The following is an 18,414-nucleotide window of genomic DNA, read 5'->3' on the forward strand; positions in this document are numbered from 1 at the left end:
AGGAGGCACCCCGTGACGACCGCTGGACCGCCCGTGAAGGGCCGATCCACCCGGCAGCGGGCCGCCGTGGCGGCGGCCCTGGACGAGGTCGACGAGTTCCGCAGCGCGCAGGAGCTGCACGACATGCTCAAGCACAAGGGCGACTCGGTCGGTCTGACGACGGTCTACCGCACGCTCCAGTCCCTCGCCGACGCCGGCGAGGTCGACGTCCTGCGCACCTCCGACGGCGAGTCCGTCTACCGCCGCTGCTCCAGCGGCGAACACCACCACCACCTGGTCTGCCGGGTCTGCGGCAAGGCGGTCGAGGTCGAGGGCCCCGCGGTCGAGAAGTGGGCGGACGCGATCGCGGCCGAGCACGGGTACGTCAACGTGGCCCACACGGTCGAGATCTTCGGCACCTGCGCGGAGTGCGCCGCAGGTTGAGCGGCATCCGGTGCGGGTGATCGGGGGTACGCGCCCTCGGGGCCACGCCCCCAGACCCCCATCGGCCTGAACGGCCTCGTCCTCGAACGCCGGACGGGCTGCTCCTGCCGGACCGGCGCCGAGAAGCAAGAAGGGCACGGGCAGGGGCGGCGGGGGCAAACCCTGCCCCCGCCGCACAGCCTCCCGCTCAGTCCTCGGTCCGGCCCTCCATGGCCAGCAGTTCCTCGTTCGGGATGGCGCCGCCGAAGCGGCGGTCCCGGGAGGCGAACTCCAGACACGCCCGCCACAGGTCGCGCCGGTCGAAGTCCGGCCACAGGACGTCCTGGAAGACCATCTCGGCGTACGCGCTCTGCCACAGCAGGTAGTTGGACGTGCGCTGCTCCCCGCTCGGCCGCAGGAACAGGTCCACGTCCGGCATGTCCGGGTAGTACAGGTACCTCGCGAAGGTCTTCTCGCTCACCTTCGACGGGTCGAGCCGCCCGGCCCGTACATCCTCCGCCAGCGCCTGCGCCGCGTCCGCGATCTCGGCGCGGCCGCCGTAGTTCATGCAGAAGTAGAGGGTCAGCTTGTCGTTGCCCTTGGTCTGCTCCTGGGAGATCTCCAGCTCCCTGGCGACCGACTTCCACAGCTTGGGCATCCGCCCGACCCACCGCACCCGCACCCCGAGCTCGTCGAGCTGGTCCCGGGTCTTGCGGATGAAGTCGCGGTTGAAGTTCATCAGGAAGCGCACCTCGTCGGGCGAGCGCTTCCAGTTCTCGGTGGAGAAGGCGTACAGCGAGATCGCCCCGACGCCCATCTCGATCGCGCCCTGGAGGACGTCCAGCACCCGCTCGGCGCCGACCTTGTGCCCCTCGGTGCGCGGCAGCCCGCGCTCCTTGGCCCAGCGCCCGTTCCCGTCCATGACGATCGCCACATGCTTCGGGACGAGCTCCCCGGGGAGCTTCGGCGCACGGGCCCCGGACGGATGCGGCTCCGGCGCCCTGTACTCCCGACGCTGCCGCCCCAGGATCCCGCGTACGACCATGTGCCCCTCGTCTCCCTTACTTTTCCACGTACCGCAGCGAACGCAGCCCGCGCTCCAGATGCCAGTGCAGATAGGCCGAGACCAGCCCGCTGCCCTCCCGGACGTGCCGCGCCTCGCAGGCGTCGGCCGTGTCCCAGTCTCCCGTAAGCAGCGCACCGAGCAGTTCCAGGGTCGCCGGCGAGGGTACGACGCTACCGGGCACCCGGCAGTCGACGCATACGGTGCCCCCGGAGGCCACCGAGAAGAAGCGGTTCGGTCCTGGCATCCCGCACTTCGCGCAGTCGCTGAAGCTCGGGGCGTAGCCGTTGACGGCGAGGGACCGCAGCAGGAAGGCGTCGAGCACGAGGTGCGGGGCGTGCTCACCGCGGGCCAGGGTCCGCAGCGCCCCGACGAGCAGCAGGTACTGCTGCACGGCCGGCTCGCCCTCGTGGTCGGTGAACCGCTCGGCGGTCTCCAGCATGGCCGTCCCGGCGGTGTAGCGCGCGTAGTCGCTGACGATGCCGCCGCCGTAGGGCGCGATGGTCTCGCTCTGCGTGCACAGCGGCAGCCCGCGGCCGATCAGCTCGCTCCCCCGCGCGAAGAACTGCACGTCCACGTGGGAGAACGGCTCCAGCCGGGCCCCGAACTTCGACTTGGTCCGCCGCACCCCCCGCGCCACGGCCCGCACCCGCCCGTGCCCCCGAGTGAGCAAGGTGATGATCCGGTCCGCTTCGCCCAGCTTCTGGGTACGCAGCACGACCCCGTCGTCACGGAACAGACTCATCGCGCACCCCAGGGTCGGCACAGCATGATCCGGTCCGCTTCGCCCAGCTTCTGGGTACGCAGGACAACACCGTCGTCGCGGAACAGGCTCATGGCGCCATTCTCCCGTACGCCGCGGGTCAGCGGGGACGGTCGGGGTGGCTCACCGTGAGGGTGGTCGCGCGGAGTCGTTCGGCGGGGGTGGCGGGGCGCAGCCCGTCCGGGGCCACGTCCCATTCGCGGCCGCCGCCGTACGGTCTGAGCTGGACGTACGGGCCCTCGTGGCCCATGACGATGCCGATCCTCCCGGTACGGATGTCCACGACGTGCGAACCGACGGGTGGCTTCACCGCTGTCATTCCTTCCCCGCTGCCCCCGTGCTTCCTGCCGTGTCAGTCGGCGCTGCTGGCCTCCCACAGAGTGTCGAACCGTTCGATGCGCTCCGCCACATGGCCCGGCGTCATCTTCAACGTGGTCTTGGTGGGCGCGGCCCGCACATCGGGCTCGATCTCGTAGCAGAGCTCACCGTCGAAGATGATGAAGTCGTTCACCGAGGTCACCGGCGCGTTGTCCAGCTCCGACTGATCGACGATCCGTGCGTCGATGCCGTACCTGCGCTGTTGCTCGCACAGCTTGCGCAGCGACTCGGTGATCTCGTCCGGTCCGTCGACGAGGAACAGCCGCCGTATCTCCACGCCCCGCTTCCTGATCGCGTCGCCCTGCGCGACCAGATACCGCTTGCCGGGGCCACTGGACCAGAAGTCCCGGTCGACGGAGGTGCTGGTGGCGTAGAGCGTCTTCTTGGTGCACGCGGTCAGGTCGATCAGCCACTCGTGGTTCTCGCCGGGGCAGTCCGCGGTGCCGTTGCTGAGGCTCTCCATCAGCAGCGCGAGACTGGCGATCTCCTCCTGCGCGAACCGCTTCACGATCTCCGAGCCATGTTCGCCGACCTGGGTGTACTTGCGGGCCAGCCGGGTCACCCCGTCGGAGCGCAGGACGGACCGGTCGACCTGGCTGAACAGCTCCGTCGCCGCGTTGATCTTGGCGAAGCTCTCGTCGACCGCCGACCGCATCTCGCGGTGATGGTCGGCGAGACTGTCCCGCATCCCCCGGATCCGGCGGTTCTGGGCCTCCTCCACGGCCTCCAGCCGCTCACCGAAGTCGACCAGGTACTGCATGATCAGCACGGCGCTGCCCACCACCACGGGCATCGTCCACTGCCACTGCTCGCTCGCGTCCGGGCTCAGGACGTTGGTCAGGAAGAACGTCCCGGTCGCCAGTAACACCGTGACCAGCGTCTTGCGGAACAGCTTCGACCGGCGTTCTTCCTCGGGCGGTGGTGCGGTCCTCACGTCCCCTGTCGTAGCTCCGCTCATGTCGCTCCCCCGTCGGGTGTGTCGTTCGGCCGCCCCTCAGCGCGTACTCAGCGCCTGGTGCAGCAACGGAATGGTCTGTACGGCCAGTTGGTCACGGATCCGCTGGACGAGGCTCCGCCACTGGCGGGTGAACCCCGGTTCTCGTTCCAGCTCGTCCCAGAGATGGCCCAGCGCGCGGTCCACATGGGCGCGCGGCATCCACAGGTGCAGCAGATGATCGACGGCGGGCCGCAGCGCGAGCACGGCCGCGGGCCCGTCCGCCGCGCCGAGCCGGCTGCTGTCCAGCAACTGCACGACGGCCGTCAGCAGCCAGTCGTGCAGCGCGAGGTCCTCGCACAGTCCGGCCGCCGCGCCCGCCGGAATGTGTGCCGGCAGACGCAGCTCCATCGTCCGCAGCCCGTCCTCGGCCAGCGTGAAACGGGTCAGCGCCGGGCCCTCGCCGTCCGGGGCCCGGCGCGCGGTCCACCGCAGGTGCGTGCGGCGGGACTTGAAGGGCGCCTTGTGGTCGAGCAGGGGATGGCGCAGCAACTGGGCCAGCAGCCCCTCGGCGATCGTCCCGAGGTCCAGCTCCCCCCGCCCGGCGCCGCGCAGCACGCCCTCCGCGGTGGCCTGCTCGGGCAGTTTCCCGAACGGCTCGACGAGCCCGGGCCGGACCAGGTACTGCCCCCAGGGCCGGCGCAGATCGGGGCCGGCGGCCGGGGCGCTGAACCAGGCGGTCGCCTGGAGCACCCGGCCCTCGGTGAGCGCGGCTCGGGCGGCGACCGTGCCGACGGCCCGCACCCGGGCGCCGTTGGAGGTGGGCAGCCGGCAGTCCACACCGGTCAGCACCTCGGGCGAGCGGACGTACAGGTTGGGCCGCTCGGAGACCCGGACGTGTTCGTCGGCGCGCAGCCTGAGCAGCTGTGCCGCGGCCCGGCCGTCCAGCGCCTGGAAGGACGGCAGCAGACCGGTGCGCACCTCGCCGCAGACGAGGACCGGGCGCGCCGACGGTCCGGGGGCCGCCATCTCAGGCCCCTTCGGGGGCGGGCTCGGCGGGCTGCTCGTAGCAGGCGGGCTCCTCGTAGAAGACGTACGAGGCGCGCTGGGCGACGGCGGCGGGGACCTCGACCTGTTCGCCGCGCGAGCGCCGGTCGACCTGTTCCAGCGCCCGGGCGTCGACGTCTATCTGGTCCAGGACCAGCCGGACGGCGTCCTCGACGGCGAGGAAGCGGTTGGGCATCAGGGTGCAGGTGCGGTAGGCGCTGAACGGGTCGGCGTCCGGGTTCAGCTGGAGCAGCGGCGGCAGCCGGTCCCAGTCGTGCGGGAAGCCTGCGCCGTCCCAGGGGGCGGGGGTCAGCACCGGTTCGCCGAGGTGGCGCAGGAGGCCGAGCCGGGCCAGTTGCCAGACGGCGGCCAGGAAGGGGCAGGACCACAGGCGCCGGCCGTCCTTGTCGGACCACAGCTCGACGTCCATGAAGACGGAGTGGTTGCGGGCGGCCGTCTCCTGGGGCGGCTGCCAGGCGGTGACCTCGGCGAGGGCGGCGCCGCGGCCGGGGCTGCGCTGGCCGTTGGCGAGCCAGCCGGTGCGGCTGACCGGCGGGCGGGAGCCGGAGGAGCCGGGCGGCGGCGACTCGACGAGGCGGTGCATCACGGACTCGGCGAGGTCGACGCGGTCGGCGACCGCGCAGCCGGACTCGCGGGCCAGGTAGTCGATGGTGAGCCCGGCCTCCTCGGCCTCCTTGAGGATCAGGGGGAGGAGTTCGGCCGGGGTGGAGAAGCGGCTGAAGTAGTCGTCGACGAGGAAGCAGGTGCTGATCCGCGGCCGGTTCTGGCCGGCCCGGCGGGCGGCGGAGGCGCGGGCGGCCTCCACCCAGATCCGTACCTCGGCGAAGTGTTCGCCCAGCCGCTTGGGCCCGGCCTCGAAGTCCTCCATGTAGAGGTGGCCGAGTTCGAGGGAGAGGTGGGACAGCGGTACGGCCTGGGTGCGCGGCTCGGCGCTGGTCTCCCGGAAGACGACATCGGTCATGCCTGCTCCCAGTACTTGTCGTCGGTGAGCCGGCCGGCCAGGTCGCTCAGCGCCTGCCAGGTCTCCATGTTGGCGATCTGGCTGTCGAGCACGTCCTCGTCGGTGATCAGCTGCTCTCGCCACTGGAGCACCGGCTCCAGCGGTACGGCGCCCAGGACCTGGCTGTAGCCGATGCCGTGCGAGGAGGCGAGCTGCTTGAGGTCCCGGTCGCACTCGCGCATCCACGCCGACTGGGTCGCCGAGACCTGCGACCACAGCGCCGACGAGGGGTCGGGCACGGCGGCCCGCACGAACCGGATGGCGCCGCGCAGCGCGTCCTCGTCGTGGCCGCGGGCGACCCCGCCGGCGACGATCCCGCGCTTGCCGAAGACGAGTCCCGCGGCGGCCGCCACATGCTGCCGGGTCCAGCGGTGGAAGATCAGCCAGCGCGCCTCGACGCCCCGCATCTCGGGCAGCGAGGTGGCCTCCAGGGCCATGTCGACGGCGTACGAGCGGCCCGCGCTGAGGTCGACGACGATCAGGTCGAACTCGGAGTTGAGCCGCAGCAGCAGATCCACGCAGCGCCGGAGGTTGTCGTCGTCGGTGGCGAACTCGCCGCCGCTGAGGTCGCCCGGCATCAGCACCAGCCGGCCCGATCCGGGCGGCCGGTTGCGCAGCACCCGGTGCTCGGTGTCCGCCCAGACGTCGACCCGGACGGGTTCGCCGACCTCGCCCACCAGGTAGGAGTGCAGTCCGCGGTCCTCGGCGGCCTGGCGGGCGTCGGGGACGTCGAAGACGGCGGAGGCGGTGGGCGAGCCGAAGTCGAAGTCCAGGTAGCAGACGTCGTCGCCGGCCAGCGCCCGGTGGTAGGCGAGGTTGGCGCTGGTCACCGAGCGCCCGGTGCCTCCTTTGTCGGAGGCGGCGAAGATCAGCACCGGGTCACACTCCCTGGGCCGCGGCTTCGCGCGCCCGGCCGAGGGCGTCGAGCTGCCCGAGGACGTCGAGGGCCAGCGAGTAGGCGGTGCCGGGCTGTTCGTCGACCAGGAACCGGGCGCGGCGCAGCTTGACCTCGATCTGGCGCAGCTGCATGCCGTGCCGGCCGTCGTCCTTGGGGGCGGGCTCCATCTGTTCGTTGCCGAGGAGATGGGCGGCCTCGGAGAGCAACGCCTTGGCCAGCTCGACCAGTTCGAGGCTGCGGATGGGCGGCTGCTGGTACATCTGGTGGGCCTGCACCATCACCTCGGTGACCCGCTCGGTGATGCTCCAGGACACCGGGACGCGCCGCTTGAGGATGTCGGCCTCGGGGTAGGCGGCGTGCACGTTGTCCCAGAGGCCCGTGCCCTCGCCGTCGCGGATCCGGCGGCGCCACATGTGGTCGAAGATGGACTCGGCGAGCCCGAGCAGCCGGTCGTGCGCGGTGAGGTTCCTCGAGAGCGTGCACAGCTGGACGGTCCGCTTGAGCAGCTGCGCCGAGAAGTCGCTCATGGACCAGGTCATGAGCGGGCCGAGCCGGTCGCTGCCCTGCAGCGGCAGGGCGACGCCGACGTTGTGCAGCGCGTGGACCATGGGGTCGTCCACCGTCATACGGCTGGTGATGCGGCCGCGTTCGGCGAGGCGCTCCATGATGGTGACCGTGCGGTTGAGGTCCTCGTCGGTGGCCCGGCGGCGCATGAGGTCGTGCACGAGGATGGCGGCGACGGAGAGGGAGAAGTACTCGGACTCCAGCTTCTGGCCCGTCGTACGCCAGGGGATGTCCTCCAGGGGCCAGCGGTCGGCGTCGAAGCGGGCGATCCGGGACCAGTACTGCTGGGTGAGCTCCCAGCGCAGGCGGAGCGCCTCGGCGAGCCTTTGCTGCTCGGTGTTGAGCAGGCCGAGGGTGAGGGTGCGGTCGGAGAACAGGTCCTGGATGCCGTCGAGGGCGACGACGGTGAAGTACAGGTACGGCACGGCGTGGGCGGTGCCCTCGGGCTGCGGTCCGATGGGTTCGTCGGTCTCGACCTCGGGGGCGTCCTTCACCAGGGTCCAGGCCCAGCCGCACTCGAAGAGCTGGCTCTCGTCCTTCAGGCCTTCCTGGACGTCGATGCCGAGCTGGAGGCTCTCGACGATCGCGGCCCGCAGCGGGCGGAAGCGATCCTGGAACTTCTTCAGCACCTGGCGCTGCGACATCCGGCCCTGGCCGAGGAGTTCGCACAGGGTCTGGCCCTGGGAGGCGTCGGTGTCGAAGACGTTGACGGTGAAGGAGCGCAGCAGGCTGACCATGGCCGCGGTGAGCCGGCTGCTGGTGGCGGAGCGCAGTTCGGCGATGGTCTCCTTGATGTCGGTGCGCCGGGTCTTGTTCTCGTAGACCTTGAGGAAGCCGAGGATGGCCAGGCACAGGGTGATGGACATCGAGTAGGAGTCGACGACGCCGAGCCGGCGCTGTTCCTCGGTGAGTTCCGCGGTGGGGTCGTGGGAGCCGAAGTAGTAGCCCCCGGCGAACGTGGGCCGCTTGTCCTCGCCGGTGTGGGTGCGCATGAACTCGGCGGTGGCCGTGACGAGGTTGGCCGGGATGTCCAGGCGCCCGCCGGCCTTCTTCAGCACCTGCTGGACGTCGTCCTGGGTGGTGTCCGGGTCGTCCAGCCGGAACGCGGGGATCTCGGTGGCCGGGTAGAGCAGGCAGAGCAGCCGCTCCGCGTCGGCGACGCTGCTCTCGCCGCCGTATTCGCCCCAGTTCCACTCCCCTGCCTCGAACGAGTGGCGACCGAGCGCCTGCCAGATGTCCAGCAGATGCTGGCGTGGCTTGATCTGCATCCCATGCCCCTCACACAGGCCGCACTGCCAGGAATGGAGGAGAAATCCCTCCGCTGATTTTCAGTCACCCAGCGACGGAATGCGGGAATCCGAATTCCGTCGGCCGCAGGCGACGATCATTCCGGAATACCCGTCCCGCACCGCGGCCGAGGATTTCAAGCGGACGCTTGTGAAATCGTCGGAGAACCGCTCGAGACTGGCGGACACCTCCGACTCCCCCACATCGCAGGCGGGGAAGAAATGCGCGCCGGCGTGATAGCCCTTGGAATGCTCCATGAAGGCCGCGGCAAAGGGCGCCCCGGGGGCGAGGGCGCGCAGGAAGCACTCGACGCCCCGGTCGAACTCCTCGCGGGAGGAGGTCATCGACTCGGCGACGAAGAACATCGTCCCCATCGACCACCGGCCCTCGTGCCGCACCAGGTCGAAGAGGTTGCCCTCGGCCACCCGGGCGACGTCCCGGAAGCGGGCCCGCGGGTCCATGTCCAGGGCGCCGTAGGCGTCGTTCTTGCACAGCACGCGCCAGAACTGGTCCCAGTTCCCGTCGTAGGAGCCCACCTGGGACCTGAGGTAGCGGACGTTGGCGGGCGAGCGCTCGAAGAGCGTGATCGCGTCGCACCAGGGCAGCATGGCGAGCGCGGGGTAGAGATTGGCGCCGGCACCGACGTCGATTCCTGAAACAGGTCGGTCACCACGTTTCGGAAAATGATCGCCGAAATGATCCCTGATGATCGAAAGGATCTCCGCGTCTTCCGCCTGCAAGTCGCGGTAGTTGTGATCCACATAGGCGATCGGGTCGAATGCCGCCCAGGACACATCCGCATTCAGCTGGGCATCCCCCGAGGAGCGCAAGGTCATTCATCAACGGTACCAACGGCGGGAGCACCACGGATCCCCCTTGCACCAATCTGACGGAACAACGACCCGGACGGGGCGCACGCGGGGCGCATGGGGGCGAATGGATTCCCGCGACCTGATCCGGCCTTGAACGGCCGCATCGCCCCCCGCAAGATGGTCGGAACTCTGCCGAACACACCCGAAAGGCAGACACCTCGCGTCTCGCTCGTACCACCCGTACGAGTGTCAACGCGCAATTGACCCGGACCCGCAGGGGGGCGGCATGGCGGCTCTTCCAGAGGAACGTTTCCCTTCGCGCGGCGGCCGCACCGGCCATGCGCTCTTCCGCGACCGGGCCTTCATCGACCGGCCCCTGACGATGAGAGGCGTCACCGAGGCCGACCTGCCCGAACTCGTCCGCGTCGACCGCGAGGCGTTCCCCGAGGAGCCCTACCCCTATTTCATCCTGCGGCAGTTGTACGACGTCCACGGCGACCGCCTGCTGGTCCTGGACGACGGCGAGCGGCTGCACGGCTACGTCCTCTTCCCGACCACCTCGGACGGCCGCCGGGGCTGGATCATGAGCCTGGGCGTCACCCGGGACCAGCGCGGCCGGGGCCTCGGCCGGCGGCTGATGCTGGAGGTGCTGCGCCGGCTGCGCACCGAGGGCGTGCGCGAGGTCGGGCTGACGGTCGAGCCGACGAACGCCGCCGCGATCATGCTGTACCGGTCGATCGGGTTCTCGTCGCAGGAGGGCGTGCGCGCGGACTACTTCGGGCCCGGCGAGGACCGCCTGGTGATGACGCTGAGCCTGTGACCCGGAGGGGTCACCCCGAGCCCGGAGATGGGGGTAATCCCCCCGGAATCCAGGGCGTTACCCGGATGTGACGTGCCGTCACGGTCCGCCAGGCTGCTGTGCATGCAGCAGATCACGAGAAGTGCAGCCCTGATCGCAGCGACCGGAGTCGTCCTCGGTCTCGCCGTACCGGCCGGTGCCTTCGACGGCGGCGGCGGCCGCGCCGAGGCGCTCGAGTGGAGCGCGTGCGAGGGGAAGGGCCTCGATCCACGCCAGCAGTGCGCGACCGTTCCGGTTCCGATGGACTACGCCGATCCCGGCGGCCGCACGATCGACATCGTCATCTCCCGTATCCCCAGCGAGAATCCCGCGGCCCGCCGGGGCGCCCTGCTGTTGATCCCCGGCGGCCCCGGCGGCGACAGCCTCGGCGACCCGTCGGGCAAGGGACAGCGGCTCCCGCAGAAGGTGCGGGACGCCTACGACCTGATCGGGTTCGCCCCGCGCGGGATGGCCCCGTCCACCGCGGTCAGCTGCGACGTGGAGTACGGCGACCTCGCCGCCTCCAGGCTGCGGCCCTGGCCCGCCACCGACGGCTCCGTCACCGAGAACATGACCACCGCCCGGCGCGTCGCCGCCGCCTGCGCCGAGAACGGCGGCGAGCTGATCCGGCACATCAGCACCGCCAACGAGGCCCGTGACCTCGACCGCGTCCGGGTCGCGCTCGGCGAGCGGAAGGTGTCCGCGTGGGGCGTGTCGTACGGCACCTATGTCGGCGCCGTCTACGCCCAGCTGTTCCCGCACCGCACCGACCGGTTCGTGCTGGACAGCAACAACAACCCCGATCCGGAGCGGGTGGTGCGGGCCTGGCTGGCCGCGTTCGAGCAGGGCGTCGAGGACGTCTTCCCCGCGTTCGCCCGGTGGGCGTCCCGGCCCGGCAACCCCGACCGGGTGGCCCGTACGCCGGAGGACGTGCGCTCACGGTTCCTGGCCCTGGCCGCCCGGCTCGACCGCGAGCCGCTCCCCCGGCCCGGCGCCAACCCGCCGGTGCTGGACGGCAACGAACTGCGCCAGGCCATGCTGTCGGCCATGTACGACCCGGACGACTTCCCCGGTCTCGCGCAGCTGATCCGGGCCGCGGAGAAGGGCGAGGTGCCGCCCGCGCCGCCGTCCCCGCCCGAGGAGGTGCTGCAGAACTACCTCGGGGTCGGCGCCGGGAGCATCTGCAACGACTCCGCCTGGCCGACGGACGCCGCCGTGTACCAGAAGGACGTCACCGAGAGCCGTGCCACGTACCCGCTGACGGCGGGCATGCCGCGCAACGCCATGCTCTGCGCGGCCTGGCCGTTCCCGCAGAAGGAGCCGGCGGTACGGATCACCGACCGGGGCCCGTCCAACATCCTGCTCGTCCAGAACGAGCGGGACCCGGCCACCCCGCTCAGCGGCGCCCTGAAGTTGCGCGAGGCGCTCGGCGACCGGGCGGTCATGGTGGTCAGCGACGCCACCGGCCACGACGCCTACCTCGCCAACGGCACCGCGTGCGGCGACCGGCTGGTCTCCCGCTTCCTCGCCACGGGTGAGCGGCCCGCCCGGGACGTCCACTGCGACTGAGGCCCGGTCACGCCGGGCCGAACCGCCGTACGTACCGCCGCTGCCACGGCGTCTCCACCGCCCGCGGGTCGTAGTGGCGGCGGACGTACGCGACGGCCTCCCGGGCCGGTACGCCGTCCAGAACCGCGACGCAGGCCAGTGCCGTGCCCGTACGGCCGCGTCCGCCGCCGCAGGCGAGTTCGACCCGCTCCCCGGCGGCCCGCCGCCAGGCCTCGGCCAGCACCGCGCGGGCCGCCTCGCGGTCGGCCGGGAGCCGGAAGTCGGGCCAGGGCAGCCAGCACGACTCCCAGGGGACCTCGGGCGGCCGCCGGCCCAGCAGGTAGACGCCGTACGACGGCGGCGGCGCGTCCGGGTCGAGGGGGCGCCGCAGCCCCCGGCCCCGGACGAGGCGCCCCGAGGGCAGCCGCAGCACTCCGGGGGCCCGCTCGTCCCACTGTTCCTCACCGGTCATGGAGGTATTCCAGCCCGGCCCCGCATCCCGGGCAACCGAATCCGTCCCGGTGGTGGTCTGGAGGGCGAGGGAGGGTGCTTGATGCAGGTCGAACTAGAAGACCGGTTCCAGGAGTTCGTCAGAGCCAGGTGGTCCCGTCTCGTGCGGACCGCCTATCTGCTCACCGGCGACGCGCACCACGCCGAGGACCTGACGCAGACGGCGCTGGCCAAGGCGTACCGGTCCTGGCGGCGGGTGGCGCGCAGCGACAACCCGGAGGCGTACGTCCGGCGGATGCTGGTCAGCTGCAACAGCGACCGGTTCCGCAAGCGGCGGGTGCCCGAGGCGCTGACGGCGGCGCCGCCGGAGACCGCGGGCCGGGACGAGGCCTACGCCTGGGCCGACGAGCGCAGCGCCCTGCTGCCCGCGCTGGCCCAGCTCCCGCCCCGGCAGCGGGCGGTGGTGGTGCTGCGGTACTGGGAGGACCTGTCCGAGGCGGAGGTCGCCGACGCGCTCGGCTGCTCGCCGGGCACGGTCAAGAGCCAGGCGTCCAAGGGCCTGGCGAAGCTGCGTACGTATCCGGGGCTCGCGCGGGCCATGGGCGGGCCCGAGCACTGCCATGCGTCGACGGGGGGATCCACGGATGAGTGACGGACAGCGGGAGCGGGACTTCGAGGAGCAGGTGCGCGAGCTGCTGGCGCGGGACGCGTACACGATCCGCCCGTCGCCGGCCCCGTATCCGCGGATCCGCCGCCGGGGCGTGGTCGAGCGGCGGCGCCGGGTGGCGGTGGCCGGGGCGGTGCTGGTGACGCTGGCCGCGCTGCCCGTGGGGGCGTACGCGGTGGCCGGGGGCGGTGGCGGCGGCGCGAGCACGGCCTCCTCGCCCACGCCGTCGGTCAGTGCGTCGCGGTCCCCGGCGCCCTCCGCGACCCCGTCCGGTCCCGCCCGCCCCGCCACGGACGGGCAGTTGCTGGACGGGATCACCTTCGAGCAGGCGGCGCACGCGGTGGAGCAGTGCATCGCCTACGACGAGCGGCACACCCCCGGCCCCGGGCACATGGACCTGGGCCCGGCGGACAGCTACCGCGTCATCCTGGCGATGAGGAGCACCGGCGACTCCAACGCGCCCGGTGACGGGATGCACGTCGTCGCGGTGAAGAAGGACGCCCCGCACGGGATGCGGATGATCTGCAACATCCGCGAGGGCGAGGCCCAGGGCCTGAACATCGGCGGCGCGGACGCGCCGGGCGCCTCCGGGGTGATGCCGGACATGAACGGCGGCAAGCTGTACCAGCAGTCGTTCCTCGACAAGGGCAACTGGGCGCTGCCCTTCCGGTGGGGCGTGATCGGCACCGTCGATCCCTCGGTCACGAAGGTCATCGTCTCCTACGGCGGCGCCACCAGCGAGGCGGCCCTGGACCACGGCTGGTTCGTGGCCTCCGGCGTCCTGGACCAACAGGTCACGGTCGCGCCCCGGGTCAAGGGCTACGACGCCGACGGCACGCTGGTCTACGACTCCGACCAGGACCCGTCGTACGCGAAGACGCTGCCGTAGCGGCGCGCGAGGGGGTGCCGCACAGGGGTCGGCACCCCCTCGGGCGCACACCGTGCCATTGGTCCGATTTATCCCGCCGTAGGCCATTCGCGCGTGATGCCTTGACCGTCCACATCGCCCCTCCTAGGGTCGCGGCTGACTGGCAGGACCCAGGACGCCGTATCTCCCCTCCCCCCACCCCTGTCTCCTGGAGGAACCGTGCGCGACGTGACCCGTGGCGTGTCGCCGCCCGGTCGCCGGACCTTCCTGAAGCAGACCGGCGCGCTGAGCGCGACCGCCGCCGTCTGCGCGCCCCTGTCGGCCTGTTCGGTCGGGCCCGCGTCCACCATCGACCCCGGCGGCGGGGCGGGCGGCGCGAACCGGACGCTGACCGCGGTCATCGGCTACGGCAACGACGGCAGCTGGGACCCCACCCAGACGGCGTCGGCGTTCAGCACGGCCGCCAACAACCACATCTACGAGGGCCTGCTGGACACCGATCCGATCTCCCGCCGGCCCTACCCGGCCCTCGCCACCGGGCTGCCGGCCGACCCCGACGCCACCACCTGGCGGTTCACCCTCCGCGCGGGCGCCACCTTCCACGACGGCGAGCCGGTCACCGCCGACGACGTGGTGTTCGTCTTCGACCGGATCCTCGACCCGAAGACCCAGACCCTCGCCAAGGGCTTCTTCGCGAGCTGGCTGGAGGACGTACGCCGGATCGACGCGCGGACCGCGGAGCTGGTGCTCAAGTTCCCCTTTCCGGAGGGGCTTTCGCGGCTCACCCTCGCCAAGATCATGCCCAGGCACGTCTTCGGGCGGCCCGGCGGCTGGGACGACGCCATCCGGGGCAAGGCGATCGGCTCGGGACCCTACCGGCAGACCGCGCACCACCCGAAGTCCCACACCACCTTCGAGGCGTACGCCGCCTACAACGGCCCGCGCAGTCCCGCCTTCAAGAAGATGAACTGGCTGACCATCGTGGACGCCGCCCCCCGCGTGGCGCGCATCTCGGGCGCGGGCGCCGGCGCGCAGATCTCCGACAACATCCCCTACGCCAACATCGGGCAGCTGCAGAGCAGCGGGCTCACGGTCGGCGGCGGGGCCGGGATGAACAACCTGTTCCTGATGTTCAACACCCGGCACCGGCCCTTCGACGACGTCCGCGTCCGCCAGGCCCTGCACTACGCCATCGACACCGAGAAGATCGTCGAGGTGGCCCTCAAGGGCCACGGCAAGCCGTCGACTTCGTTCCTCGACGAGGCCAACCCCGCCTACCGGCGCGCCAGGACGGTCTACGACCACGACCCCGACCGGGCGAAGGCGTTGCTGAAGGAGGCCGGGGTCAGCGGTCTGGAGATCGACCTCCTCGCGGTGAACGTCAGCTGGATCGTGGACTGCCTGCCGACCGTCAAGTCCTCCTGGGACGCGATCGGGGTGAGGACGACCCTGTCCCCGCAGGAGACGACGGCCGTGTTCACCAAGCTGGACCAGAAGCAGGACTACCAGGTCGTCGCCGCCGCCTCGAACCCCAACCAGTTCGGCCTCGACCCCGACCTGATCCTTCGTTACAACTACGGCCCCGACAACCTGTGGATGGGCTACACCCGCTGGGCCACCGACCCGGTCGCCCGGCAGCTCTTCAAGGACATGGACCGGGCCACCCAGGAGCCGGACCCGGAGCGGAAGAAGACGATGATCCAGGAGTACGTCGACGTCGTCGCCGAGCAGGCCGTGCTCTATCCGGTCGTCCACAACGAGCTGATGACCGCCTGGAACGGGAGCGTCCTCGCGGGGATAAGGGCACAGCCGTACCCCGGCATCAACGTGCTCCAGGCGAAGTGGGCCTAGCGGCATGACCGCGGTCGTACGCATCCTGCTCCGCCGTGTCCTGCTGCTCGTCCCGCTGATGCTCGGCATCGTGCTGTTCGTCTTCGTGGTGATGCGCTTCTCGGACGTCGACCCCGCGTCCGCCTTCTTCCAGGGGGCGAACCCCACTCCCGAGCAGTTGCGGCAGTTCCGCGAGGAGAACGGCCTGCTGGACCCGCTGCCGGTGCGCTACCTCGCCTTCGTGGGCGCGCTCCTCCACGGCGACCTGGGCACCAGCGCGCTCACCCGCGGCGAGGTGGCCGACCAGGTGCTGACCGCGCTGCCGCTCACCGTGCAGCTGACCTTCCTCGGCCTCGGCATCGCGATGGTGCTGGCGCTGTTCGGCGGCGTCACCGCGGCCATCTACCGCGACCGGCTGCCGGACCAGATCATCCGGGTCGTCTCCCTGACCGGCGTGGCCGCGCCCGGCTTCTGGCTGGCGCTGCTGATGATCCAGTACCTGGCGGTCGACCTGGGCTGGTTCCCGGCCGGCGGCTACATCAACCCGGCGGACTCCGTCACCGGCTGGCTGAAGACGATGACGCTGCCCGCGCTCGCCCTGTCCCTGCCGGTGGCGGCCCAGCTCACCCGGATCGTGCGGACCTCGATGGTGGAGGAACTGGACAAGGACTACGTCCGCACGGCGATCGGCAGCGGTCTGCCGCCCCGGGTGGTCGTGGGCCGCAACGTGCTCAGGAACGCCCTCGTCAATCCGCTGACCGTGCTCGGGCTGCGGGTCGGCTATCTGCTGGGCGGCGCGGTCGTCATCGAGACGATCTTCTCGCTGCCCGGCATGGGCAAGCTGATGATCGACGCGGTGAAGAACGGTGACCCCGCGGTCGTCCAGGGCGTGGTGCTGACCACGGCGTTCGGCTTCGTGATCGTCAACCTCGTGATCGACGTGCTCTACCTGCTGGTCAACCCGCGACTGAGGGATGCAGCCGCATGATCATGACGCGCAAGAGCCTCACCGAGGCCCTCTCCCGCCCCGGCATCCGGCTGCGCGGCCGGCGCCGGCTGCCCCTGATGTCGAAGGTGGCGCTCTGCTTCCTGGCGCTGGTGGTCCTCGTCGCCGTGTTCGCGCCGCTGCTGGCCCCGCACGATCCGCTGGAGCAACAGCCGCCGGTCGACGGCACCGGGCACCCCTCCGCCGAGTACTGGATGGGCCAGGACAGCCTGGGCCGGGACATCCTCAGCCGGCTGATGTACGGCGCCCGCTGGTCGCTCGCCATCGGGCTCGGCGCCACCGGGCTCGCCCTGGTGGCGGGCGCGCTGATCGGGGCGGTCGCGGCGACCTCCCGCAAGGCGGTCGACGAGACGCTGATGCGCTGTCTGGACGTGGTGATGGCGTTCCCCGGGATCGCCCTCGCGGCCGTCCTGGTCGCCGTGTTCGGCGGCGGGATCACCGTCCTGATCTGCGCCATCGCCTTCCTGTTCACCCCGCCGGTGGCCCGTGTGGTGCGCGCCAACGTCCTCGACCAGTACGGCGAGGACTACGTCACCGCGGAACGGGTGATCGGCGCCCGCACCCCGCACATCGTGTGGCGGCACGTGGCCGTCAACTGCGCGGCCCCCGTGCTGGTCTTCTGCACCGTGCAGGTCGCCGAGGCCATCGTGTTCGAGGCGTCGCTGTCCTTCATCGGCGCGGGGGTGCGGCCACCCGACCCGTCCTGGGGCAGTGTCATCGCGGACGGCAAGAACATGGTGCTCACCGGGGGCTGGTGGGCGACGGTCTTCCCGGGCCTGGTGATCCTGTGCACCGTGCTCTCGCTGAACATCCTGTCCGAGGGCGTCTCGGACGCGTGGGCGGCACCGGCGCCCCGGGACGTGCCGGTCCCCGAGGAGGCGGACCCGGTCGAGGCGCCCGAGCCCGGCGGCGGCGCGGTGGTCGCCCTGCCCGGCCTGGCCGAGGCGGCCCGCCGCCTGCGTGCTCGGGCCCGGCCGCTGCCCACGGGAGCCCAGCCGGTGCTGTCCGTGGAGAACCTCGCCATCGGCTTCGAGGGGCGCCACCGGGGCGTGGACATCGTGGACGGCATCAGCTTCGAGGTGCAGCCCGGCGAGGTGCTGGGCCTGGTCGGCGAGTCCGGCTGCGGCAAGTCGCTCACCGCGCTGACCGTCATGGGGCTCCAGCCCAAGGGCGCCCGGGTCAGCGGCCAGGTCCGCTTCCACCACCGGGACCTGCTGGCCGAGCCGATGCGGGCGCGGCGCAGACTGCTCGGCCACGAGATGGCGATGGTCTACCAGGACGCCCTGTCCTCCCTGAACCCGGCGATGACCATCCGCGCCCAGCTCAAGCAGGTCGTGCGGCGCGGCGGCCGCCGTACGGCCGGGGAACTGCTCACCCTGGTCGGCCTCGACCCGGAGCGCACCCTGCGCAGCTATCCGCACGAGCTCTCCGGCGGCCAGCGCCAGCGGGTGCTGATCGCCATGGCCCTGTCCCGCGACCCGAAGCTGATCGTCGCCGACGAGCCGACGACCGCGCTGGACGTCACCGTGCAGGCGCAGATCATGGCGCTGCTGCTGCGGCTGCGCGAGGAGCTGGGCTTCGCGCTGATCCTGGTCTCGCACGACCTGGCCCTGATCGCGGACGTCACCGACCGGGTGGTGGTGATGTATGGCGGACAGGTCGTCGAGACCGGGGTGACCGCCGACCTGGTGGAGGCACCGGCCCACCACTACACGCGCGGCCTGCTCGGCAGCGTGCTGTCGCTGGAGGGGGCCGCCGAGCGGATGACGCAGATCAGGGGCGTCGTCCCGTCCCCCGCGGACTTCCCCGCGGGCTGCCGCTTCACGGACCGCTGCCCCCGGGCCACGGAACGCTGCCGCACCACCCCGCCCCACCTGCTGGGCACCCCCACCCACACGGCCGCCTGCCACCACCCGGCGGTCGTCCTGGCGCCGACGGAGGCCGTGCAGTGAACCCGATCGTCGAACTGCACGGCACCGACGTCTCCAGCGCGGCAGGCCCCCCACCCACGCGCAGACGAACCCCAGGACGACGGAGG

General features: G+C 71.5%; 19 protein-coding genes. 8 read left to right on the forward strand and 11 right to left on the reverse strand.

The window, feature by feature from the left end:
* Positions 1-12 precede the first annotated feature (12 nt).
* On the forward strand, positions 13-423 hold the full coding sequence (locus M8H82_RS17655) for a transcriptional repressor (RefSeq protein ID WP_250075053.1): 411 nt from the start codon (positions 13-15) through the stop codon (positions 421-423).
* Between the two features lie 187 nt (positions 424-610).
* On the opposite strand, the gene M8H82_RS17660 is transcribed toward M8H82_RS17655, so the two are convergent.
* From M8H82_RS17660 to M8H82_RS17705, 10 genes are read right to left on the reverse strand one after another with little or no spacing between them, the layout of a single operon-like run.
* The gene (locus M8H82_RS17660; RefSeq protein WP_250075055.1) at positions 611-1,447 is read right to left on the reverse strand and encodes an isoprenyl transferase; all 837 of its coding nucleotides are present in this window, start codon (positions 1,445-1,447) and stop codon (positions 611-613) included.
* Between the two features lie 16 nt (positions 1,448-1,463).
* Positions 1,464-2,210, reverse strand: a complete 747-nt coding sequence (gene recO / locus M8H82_RS17665) for a DNA repair protein RecO (RefSeq protein WP_250075057.1) — start codon at positions 2,208-2,210, stop codon at positions 1,464-1,466.
* The gene (locus tag M8H82_RS36780) at positions 2,207-2,302 is read right to left on the reverse strand and encodes a recombination protein O N-terminal domain-containing protein (RefSeq protein WP_250075058.1); all 96 of its coding nucleotides are present in this window, start codon (positions 2,300-2,302) and stop codon (positions 2,207-2,209) included. The genes recO and M8H82_RS36780 overlap by 4 nt, the downstream gene beginning before the upstream one ends.
* 26 nt (positions 2,303-2,328) lie before the next feature.
* The gene (locus M8H82_RS17675; RefSeq protein ID WP_250075061.1) at positions 2,329-2,538 is read right to left on the reverse strand and encodes a hypothetical protein; all 210 of its coding nucleotides are present in this window, start codon (positions 2,536-2,538) and stop codon (positions 2,329-2,331) included.
* 42 nt (positions 2,539-2,580) lie between these two features.
* Positions 2,581-3,540, reverse strand: a complete 960-nt coding sequence (locus M8H82_RS17680; RefSeq protein WP_250075065.1) for a DUF6879 family protein — start codon at positions 3,538-3,540, stop codon at positions 2,581-2,583.
* A gap of 60 nt (positions 3,541-3,600) precedes the next feature.
* Positions 3,601-4,569, reverse strand: coding sequence for an SCO2521 family protein (locus M8H82_RS17685; protein ID WP_250075067.1), 969 nt, complete (start codon positions 4,567-4,569; stop codon positions 3,601-3,603).
* Position 4,570: 1 nt separating this feature from the next.
* The gene (locus M8H82_RS17690; protein ID WP_250075069.1) at positions 4,571-5,569 is read right to left on the reverse strand and encodes an SCO2522 family protein; all 999 of its coding nucleotides are present in this window, start codon (positions 5,567-5,569) and stop codon (positions 4,571-4,573) included.
* The gene (locus M8H82_RS17695) at positions 5,566-6,483 is read right to left on the reverse strand and encodes an SCO2523 family variant P-loop protein (RefSeq protein WP_250075072.1); all 918 of its coding nucleotides are present in this window, start codon (positions 6,481-6,483) and stop codon (positions 5,566-5,568) included. The genes M8H82_RS17690 and M8H82_RS17695 overlap by 4 nt, the downstream gene beginning before the upstream one ends.
* A 4-nt stretch (positions 6,484-6,487) precedes the next feature.
* Positions 6,488-8,338 (reverse strand): SCO2524 family protein, encoded by a 1,851-nt coding sequence (locus M8H82_RS17700; RefSeq protein WP_250075073.1) that lies wholly within the window; start codon positions 8,336-8,338, stop codon positions 6,488-6,490.
* Positions 8,339-8,398: 60 nt separating this feature from the next.
* Positions 8,399-9,193: an SCO2525 family SAM-dependent methyltransferase gene (locus tag M8H82_RS17705; RefSeq protein WP_250075075.1), complete on the reverse strand. Its 795-nt coding sequence runs from the start codon at positions 9,191-9,193 to the stop codon at positions 8,399-8,401.
* A 262-nt stretch (positions 9,194-9,455) separates the two neighbouring features.
* Here M8H82_RS17705 and M8H82_RS17710 point away from each other — a divergent pair, with 262 nt between their 5' ends.
* On the forward strand, positions 9,456-9,989 hold the full coding sequence (locus M8H82_RS17710; RefSeq protein WP_250075077.1) for a GNAT family N-acetyltransferase: 534 nt from the start codon (positions 9,456-9,458) through the stop codon (positions 9,987-9,989).
* Between the two features lie 102 nt (positions 9,990-10,091).
* Positions 10,092-11,576, forward strand: a complete 1,485-nt coding sequence (locus tag M8H82_RS17715; protein WP_250075079.1) for an alpha/beta hydrolase — start codon at positions 10,092-10,094, stop codon at positions 11,574-11,576.
* Positions 11,577-11,583: 7 nt separating this feature from the next.
* Here M8H82_RS17715 and M8H82_RS17720 read toward each other — a convergent pair whose 3' ends face one another.
* On the reverse strand, positions 11,584-12,027 hold the full coding sequence (locus M8H82_RS17720) for a protein phosphatase (RefSeq protein WP_250075081.1): 444 nt from the start codon (positions 12,025-12,027) through the stop codon (positions 11,584-11,586).
* Positions 12,028-12,108: 81 nt separating this feature from the next.
* On the opposite strand from M8H82_RS17720, the gene M8H82_RS17725 reads away from it, so the two are divergent.
* The 5 genes from M8H82_RS17725 to M8H82_RS17745 all read left to right on the forward strand — a co-directional run bounded on the left by M8H82_RS17725 (position 12,109) and on the right by M8H82_RS17745 (position 18,328).
* Complete coding sequence (locus M8H82_RS17725) at positions 12,109-12,657, forward strand: SigE family RNA polymerase sigma factor (protein WP_250075083.1); 549 nt, start codon at positions 12,109-12,111, stop codon at positions 12,655-12,657.
* Positions 12,650-13,561, forward strand: a complete 912-nt coding sequence (locus tag M8H82_RS17730) for a hypothetical protein (protein WP_250075084.1) — start codon at positions 12,650-12,652, stop codon at positions 13,559-13,561. Before M8H82_RS17725 ends, M8H82_RS17730 begins: the two co-directional genes overlap by 8 nt.
* Positions 13,562-13,759: 198 nt before the next feature.
* Complete coding sequence (locus M8H82_RS17735; RefSeq protein WP_250075086.1) at positions 13,760-15,391, forward strand: ABC transporter substrate-binding protein; 1,632 nt, start codon at positions 13,760-13,762, stop codon at positions 15,389-15,391.
* 4 nt (positions 15,392-15,395) lie between these two features.
* The gene (locus tag M8H82_RS17740; protein WP_250075088.1) at positions 15,396-16,358 is read left to right on the forward strand and encodes an ABC transporter permease; all 963 of its coding nucleotides are present in this window, start codon (positions 15,396-15,398) and stop codon (positions 16,356-16,358) included.
* The gene (locus M8H82_RS17745; protein WP_250075090.1) at positions 16,355-18,328 is read left to right on the forward strand and encodes a dipeptide/oligopeptide/nickel ABC transporter permease/ATP-binding protein; all 1,974 of its coding nucleotides are present in this window, start codon (positions 16,355-16,357) and stop codon (positions 18,326-18,328) included. The genes M8H82_RS17740 and M8H82_RS17745 overlap by 4 nt, the downstream gene beginning before the upstream one ends.
* Positions 18,329-18,414: the final 86 nt, after the last annotated feature.

Source organism: Streptomyces sp. YS415 (assembly GCF_023544665.1).
In the GTDB taxonomy this organism is placed as follows: domain Bacteria; phylum Actinomycetota; class Actinomycetes; order Streptomycetales; family Streptomycetaceae; genus Streptomyces.